General features: G+C 72.4%; 8 protein-coding genes. 6 read left to right on the top strand and 2 right to left on the bottom strand.

The window, feature by feature from the left end:
* Positions 1-13 precede the first annotated feature (13 nt).
* Positions 14-424 (bottom strand): PPOX class F420-dependent oxidoreductase, encoded by a 411-nt coding sequence (locus ACFVQZ_RS20575; protein WP_030492565.1) that lies wholly within the window; start codon positions 422-424, stop codon positions 14-16.
* A gap of 9 nt (positions 425-433) precedes the next feature.
* Complete coding sequence (locus ACFVQZ_RS20580) at positions 434-1,057, bottom strand: TetR/AcrR family transcriptional regulator (RefSeq protein ID WP_030492564.1); 624 nt, start codon at positions 1,055-1,057, stop codon at positions 434-436.
* A gap of 253 nt (positions 1,058-1,310) precedes the next feature.
* On the opposite strand from ACFVQZ_RS20580, the gene ACFVQZ_RS20585 reads away from it, so the two are divergent.
* The 6 genes from ACFVQZ_RS20585 to ACFVQZ_RS20610 all read left to right on the top strand — a co-directional run.
* Positions 1,311-2,276, top strand: a complete 966-nt coding sequence (locus tag ACFVQZ_RS20585; protein ID WP_383624566.1) for a tetratricopeptide repeat protein — start codon at positions 1,311-1,313, stop codon at positions 2,274-2,276.
* A 641-nt stretch (positions 2,277-2,917) separates the two neighbouring features.
* Positions 2,918-3,586, top strand: a complete 669-nt coding sequence (locus ACFVQZ_RS20590) for a DUF6230 family protein (protein ID WP_383624568.1) — start codon at positions 2,918-2,920, stop codon at positions 3,584-3,586.
* A gap of 112 nt (positions 3,587-3,698) precedes the next feature.
* Positions 3,699-4,271: a DUF6114 domain-containing protein gene (locus ACFVQZ_RS20595; protein WP_030492561.1), complete on the top strand. Its 573-nt coding sequence runs from the start codon at positions 3,699-3,701 to the stop codon at positions 4,269-4,271.
* Positions 4,261-5,604, top strand: coding sequence for a hypothetical protein (locus ACFVQZ_RS20600; RefSeq protein WP_383624572.1), 1,344 nt, complete (start codon positions 4,261-4,263; stop codon positions 5,602-5,604). The genes ACFVQZ_RS20595 and ACFVQZ_RS20600 overlap by 11 nt, the downstream gene beginning before the upstream one ends.
* Before the next feature lie 103 nt (positions 5,605-5,707).
* Positions 5,708-6,082, top strand: a complete 375-nt coding sequence (locus tag ACFVQZ_RS20605; protein ID WP_383624575.1) for a hypothetical protein — start codon at positions 5,708-5,710, stop codon at positions 6,080-6,082.
* Positions 6,079-6,354: hypothetical protein (locus ACFVQZ_RS20610; RefSeq protein ID WP_383624578.1), on the top strand; the 276-nt coding region annotated here is incomplete at its 3' end. The genes ACFVQZ_RS20605 and ACFVQZ_RS20610, both read left to right, overlap by 4 nt.

Genomic DNA, 6,354 nt, shown 5'->3' on the forward strand with positions numbered 1-6,354 from the left:
CGCTGCCGCTCCGCTACTTCGCCGCCGTGCCCAGCACCTTCACGGGCGTGATCCGGATGACCACCCGGACCCGCTCCGGCGGCAGGTCCAGGTACTCCTGGCCGGCGCCCTCGCCCTCGTACGCCTCCGCCAGCGCGACCGCCAGCTTCCGGCCCTCGTCCTCGGCGACCGTGGCCGTCCCGCGGATCTCCGCGTAGACCAGCGGGTCGCGGCGGTCGTGGACGGTCAGGGAGACCCGGGCGTCCGCCCGCACGTTCTTCACCTTCCGGCGGCCGTCCTGGCTGGAGATCAGCAGGTCGTCGCCGTCCCGGCCCACCCAGACCACCGAGGTCTGCGGCGAGCCGTCGGGCTGGACGGTGGCCAGCACGGCGGGGTTCACGTCGTCGAGCAGGGCCCGGACCCGGTCCGGAAGCGGTGTCGTCATCCCGGCACGCTAACCCAGCACCGCCGCCGCGCCCAGACCGCCCACGAGCAGCGCGGAGAGCCGCGCCACCCACTGGCCGTCCACCGGCTCGGCGCTCACCAGGGCGCGGTGCACCACGGCGCCGGCGACCACGTCGAAGATCAGGTCGTCGGTGGCGTCCACGGCCACCGGGTCCCGGTCCGCGGGCAGTTCGCCGCGCTCCTGGGCGCGCCGCCGGCCGTCCAGCACGAGCCGCTTCTGGCGCTCCACGATCGAGGCGCGGATCCGCTCGCGCAGCGGCGCGTCCCGGGTCGACTCGGCGACCACGGCCATCAGCGCCGTCTTGGTCTCCGGGCGCTCCAGGAGGGCGGCGAACTGGAGGACCACGTGCTCGATGTCGGCCTGGAGGGAACCCAGGTCGGGCAGTTCGAGTTGGTCGAAGAGGACGGCGACGGCGTCGACGACCAGTTCGTTCTTGTTGGCCCAGCGGCGGTACAGGGTGGTCTTGGCGACCCCGGCACGGGTGGCGACGTCGCCCATGGTGAGCTTCGACCAGCCCAGCTCCACCAGGGCCGCGCGGGTCGCCTCCAGGATGGCCTCGTCGGCCTCCGTGGAGCGGGGGCGGCCGGTTCGGGGGGTGGTGCGGCTACACATGGACGACGACCATACTCGCCGGTAGGTAGGGCGCCAGAGGGCCGTCGTGTGAGGCAGTTCACGGTGAAGGGCTCCCTGGGGGGCGCCCTCGGCCATTACGCTACGACCCGTAGCGAAAGGCATTGAGCGGCCTGAGCGACAACCAGTGCAGGACCGCCGGGTGGGGACCCGGCGGAGACGGAGCGCCCTCGGCGGAGGGCGCTGTTCAGCCACGGCTTACCGGTTCCGCGCGCGGAAGGGGGAGGATGTACTCATGCAGCCCCGAAACATGTCCATGAGCGGCGTCGTCGACCTCGCCGCGGTGAAGGCGGCCGGAGAGGCCAAGGCGAAGGCGGAGCAGGCGCGCGCCGAGGCGGCGCGGCACGGCGGGCCCGCGGCGGTGCCGCCCTCCGCCCTTGTGATCGACGTCGACGAGGCGGGCTTCGAGCGCGACGTGCTCCAGCGCTCCGCCGAGGTCCCGGTCGTCCTCGACTTCTGGGCCGAGTGGTGCGAGCCGTGCAAGCAGCTCGGCCCGCTCCTGGAGCGGCTGGCCGTGGAGTACGACGGCCGCTTCCTGCTCGCGAAGATCGACGTCGACGCCAACCAGATGCTGATGCAGCAGTTCGGCATCCAGGGAATTCCGGCCGTTTTCGCGGTCGTCGCCGGCCAGGCCCTCCCGCTCTTCCAGGGCGCGGTGCCCGAGGCCCAGATCCGCGAGACCCTCGACCAGCTGATCAAGGTCGGCGAGGAGCGCTTCGGCCTCACCGGTCTCACCGTCGACCGGGACGCCGACGGCTCCGCCGCCGCGCGCCCGGCCGCCGGCCCGTACGACGCCCTCCTGGAGGCGGCCATGGCCGCGCTGGACGCGGGCGACCTGGGCGGCGCGGTGCAGGCGTACAAGAACGTGCTGGCCGACGACCCCGAGCACCCCGAGGCCCGGCTGGGCCTCGCCCAGGCGGAGCTGCTGCGCCGGGTGCAGGACATGGACCCGCAGGCGGTGCGGAAGAACGCGGCGGACCACCCGGCGGACGTCGAGGCGCAGATCGCCGCCGCCGACCTGGACCTGGCGGGCGGTCACGTGCAGGACGCCTTCGGGCGGCTGGTCGACACCGTGGGCCGGACCGCCGGCGACGACCGGAACACGGCGCGGCTGCGGCTCCTGGAGCTCTTCGAGGTGATCGGCCCGGAGGACCCGCGGGTGATCGCGGCCCGGCAGGCGCTGGCGCGCGTGCTGTTCTGATTCCCGAATTCCGGTCCTGTCGCGGGCGTATGCGCTAAGCGCCTGCTCAGGGCCGGAAAAGGCGCCGGATCGTCCGACGATTTGGCGACACGGTGACAAACGGCGGCCGCGCTTTACCAAATCTTGATAATCGCGGCCGCTGTTACTTGCAGTAAATCGAACCTGTTGATCTGTCCGGGTTCGCTCTCCTATAAGAGGATTTTCCGCACCTCGCGCCTCCACCCTGCGTACCCGCCCGGCGGCGTCGCGCCATGACGGGGTCACACATCCGTTACTAGCGAGTAATGAACCCCTTGTGCGGGCGCCGCCGATAGACCACGATCGGCCACGCTCGGTCCGTACCGCACGCTCCCCGGCAACCGCCTGGGTCGCGCGGCGCGGGTCCCCACCGAGCGGGCCGGCGCCACAGGCGGCCGGCCATCGGACAGGGGGGTTCCTGCTCCCACCGGGCAGGACCTGTCCACCGGGCCGTGCGCACGCGCGGCACATGGTTGTCGCTCGGGGGTGATCGCCGGTGATCGGACGCGCGTCGCGTCTCCTGATGCCTCGGCGCTCTCCTTCCCGAGGACGTAGCTCTTCTCCCATCCCAGGACGGGCCCCGGGCCCCTGCTGGAGATGTACGTCCGAGAAGGAGGATTCTCATGAGTTCCCAGGTTCGTGGCGGGACCAGATGGAAGCGGTTCGCCGTCGTCATGGTCCCGAGCCTGGCGGCCACGGCCGCGATCGGTGTCGGCCTGGCGCAGGGCGCGCTCGCCGCGTCGTTCGCGATCTCCGGCCAGGAGTTCAAGGTCACGACGGACCGCCTCAAGGGTGACGGTTTCGTCCAGTACGGCAGCGTCGCTCAGGGCCACACCCTCGCCGGCGAGCGGTTCGCCGCCCCGGTCGCGGTGTCGGGCTTCGACCACGCCGAGATCACCAACATGTGCCAGTCGGTGGTCACCCCGAAGGTGCCGTTCGTCGGTGACGTGACGCTCCGCCTGACGGCGGGCACTACGAAGAACAAGCCGGTCGTGGCCGAGGGCATCTACCTGGATGTCTCCTCGCTGAAGGCCGATGCCGAGTTCGACCAGATCGACATCGGTATCGCGGCGGGCGTCGCCGACAAGGCCGCCGACGGCAAGACGCCGCTGCCGGGCCGTCCGGGCATCCAGCCCGACACCCCGGCCAGCCCGCACGGCTTCGCGCAGCGCGCCAAGACCGCCACCCTCACCAATGTTCAGCAGAAGGCGTGGGCCACCACGGCCGCCACCTTCAAGCTCCCCGACCTCAAGCTGTCCCTGCACCGGGGCACCGAGAAGGAGTGCTTCTAGGACCGACCCGGTCCTCTGAGGTGCGGGCCGTCCCGGCGGCCCGCACCCGCACCGGGTCCGTCCCGGTCTCTCCACCTTTCTCAGCAACACCGCTTCCAGGGAGCTGTTTTCCATGAGCGCCGAGACCCCTGCCTCCCCCGAAGTCCGCAAGGAGAACCGGTTCAAGGTCTGGCGGCAGACCCGGCCCTTCTGGGCGGGCCTGTTCACCGTCATCGCCAGCGTGCCGATCGCCTATCTCCCGTACGGGGACGTCCGGCTCGGCAACATCACCCTGGCCATGGCCACGACCGCCGGAGCGGGCGCGCTGATCATCGGCGTCCTGCTCTTCACGCTGGGCCTGACGATGTGGTTCCAGCCCGCCGTGCGGGTCTTCGCGGGCATCGCGGCGATCGTGCTCGGCCTGGTCTCCATCCCCGTGTCGAACTTCGGCGGTCTCGTCATCGGGTTCTTGTTCGCCCTCGTCGGCGGCGGCATGTCCGCGGCGTGGGCCCCCGCCCCGCCGGTCGAGGAGACCGGCGACGCGGAGCACGACGGTGAGCCGGCGGCCTCCGAGGAGACCGCGTTCGACGGCGAGCCCGCGACCGAGGCCGTACTGGCGGCCGGGGTCCCGGAGCAGCGCGAGCCGTACGGGCCGGCGACCGACACGACGATCGACGCCAAGGGCGGGAGGAACAGTGCGGGGTGACGAGACCCAGCGGGGCCTCGGGAGGAGCGGACCGCGCCACGCGGCCCCTCGCAAGACGCTGCTGAACAGGATCCAGGGCCCGGCGGGCAAGGCGATGGCGCTGGCCGCCATGCCGACCGCGGTGCTCGTGGGCATGGGACTGGCGCCCAGCCCCGCCCTGGCCGACGAGAAGGACGTCCCCTTCGCGCCCGGCCCGTGTGTGACCCGCTCGGACGAGCCGGTGGCGGAGGAGACGACGGCCACGCCCACGGCGAAGGTCACCGAGACCGCGAAGCCGGAACCGACGAGCACGGCGACGCGGCCGGCCGAGCCGACCGGGGCGCCGACGGTCACCCCGTCCGCGACCACGACCACGACCGCGTCCGCGGAGCCCACCGCGACGGCGACCCCGGAACCGACGGCGACCGCGACGGCCTCCGCCCTGGCGGCGGCCCCCCAGGAACCGGCGGCCACGGCCACGGCCGCGCCGACGCCGACGAAGTCGGCCAACCCGCTGGACCCGCTGGGCGTCGGCGACGCCCTCACGGACTTCTTCGACGGCCTGACCCCGGACCGGGAGCCCACGGCGACCCCGACCCCGACCCCGACCGCCCCCGCGCCGACGACGACGGCACCGCAGCAGCAGCAGAAGGCGGCGACGGCGGACGACCTCGCGCCCACCGCGACGGCGACCCCGTCGCCGGCGGCCACGAAGGCCCCGAAGGCGGACAAGGCCGCCGACACGACCAAGGCCGCCATCAGGGAGGCCGCGGAGAAGGCCGGCGTGCCGGTCCGGGAGCTCCCCGAGAGCGCGAAGGGCCTGGACGCCAAGAAGGACACCGACATACCCGACGGTGCCAAGCCCCGCTTCCCGTGCCCCGAGCGCGACGACGCGGCGCTCGCCGCCGCCGAACTGGAGCAGGGCATCCCGCTGCTGCCGGACGAGCCGTGGCGCCTGGAGAGCAGCAGGCTCTCGCTCAGCGGCCTGAAGTACCACGGCATCGTCGAGGTGAAGACGTACGGCGGTCAGGTCAAGAAGGTCCTGAAGTTCACCGCGACGTACATCGGCATCAAGGACCTGCACCAGATCACGGAGCACTCCGAGGGCCGCGAGGCCCACGTCCGCTCCCAGAGGGGTTCGACGTCGACCATCACCGACGGCACGGTGACGATGTACACGGAGGAGCTGAAGGGCAACCTCCTCGGCATCATCCCGATCACCTTCGGCCCCGAGTCCCCGCCGCCGCTGGACCTCCCGGCGGTCTTCTTCACCAACGTCAAGCTGAAGCAGGCGGGTCAGTTCGGCGGCACCCTCAAGGTCGAAGACCTCCGCAACACCATCGAACCGGCCTGACCCCCGCCCCCTCGGGAGCCGCACACGCCGCGGGCCGCGTCCACTCCGCCGGACGCGGCCCGCGGCGCCGTCCGCCGGGCCGCGAGAGGAAGCCGTGGGCGAAGTGACCTGTCGGACGCCGGACTTCGAGGCGTACTTCATGCTGGGAGCCGAGGACGACGAGGCGACGGTCGACAACGTCGACGTCCTGGTCACCCTCGCGGACGGGAGCCGCTACAGCGCGACCGTGCTGACGGTCGCCGCGCTCCAGCGGTGGATGGACAGCGGGGCGGATGCGTACGAGCGGCTTCAGTTCCGGTGCCCGGACCTCGTCGTCACGCGCCACGCGGGCGTCCCCGCGATGATGCGCGTCTTCGAACTGGCCCACGAGCGGGACGAGCTGCGGTTCCTGCTCCAGGAACTCGGGCCCGCCGAGGACGAGGACGAGGACGATGAGCTGGAGGGCCCGACGTCGGGCCGGGCGGCGGGGGCCGGATGAGGTTCCGCGTATCGGCCGGCGAGACCGCGGTCGTCGTGCAGTTCGAGCCGTCGGGCATGGAGTACGAACTGGCTCCCGGGGACCATCTCGTCGTCGAGTGGCCGCCGGTCCCGGACGGGGAGGTCGCCGGCGACGTCGTGTACGCGCCCGGCATGGTGACCGTCGCCGAGCGCGGGCCGGGACACAGCCGGGCCTGGAACTCCGGCGGCGATCCTGTGGCCCCTGCTCGGATTCTGGTGGGCGCTGCTGATCGTGATCGGGGTGCCCGTGGC

Origin of the sequence: Streptomyces sp. NPDC057854 (assembly GCF_042797055.1) — a bacterium.
GTDB lineage: Bacteria > Actinomycetota > Actinomycetes > Streptomycetales > Streptomycetaceae > Streptomyces.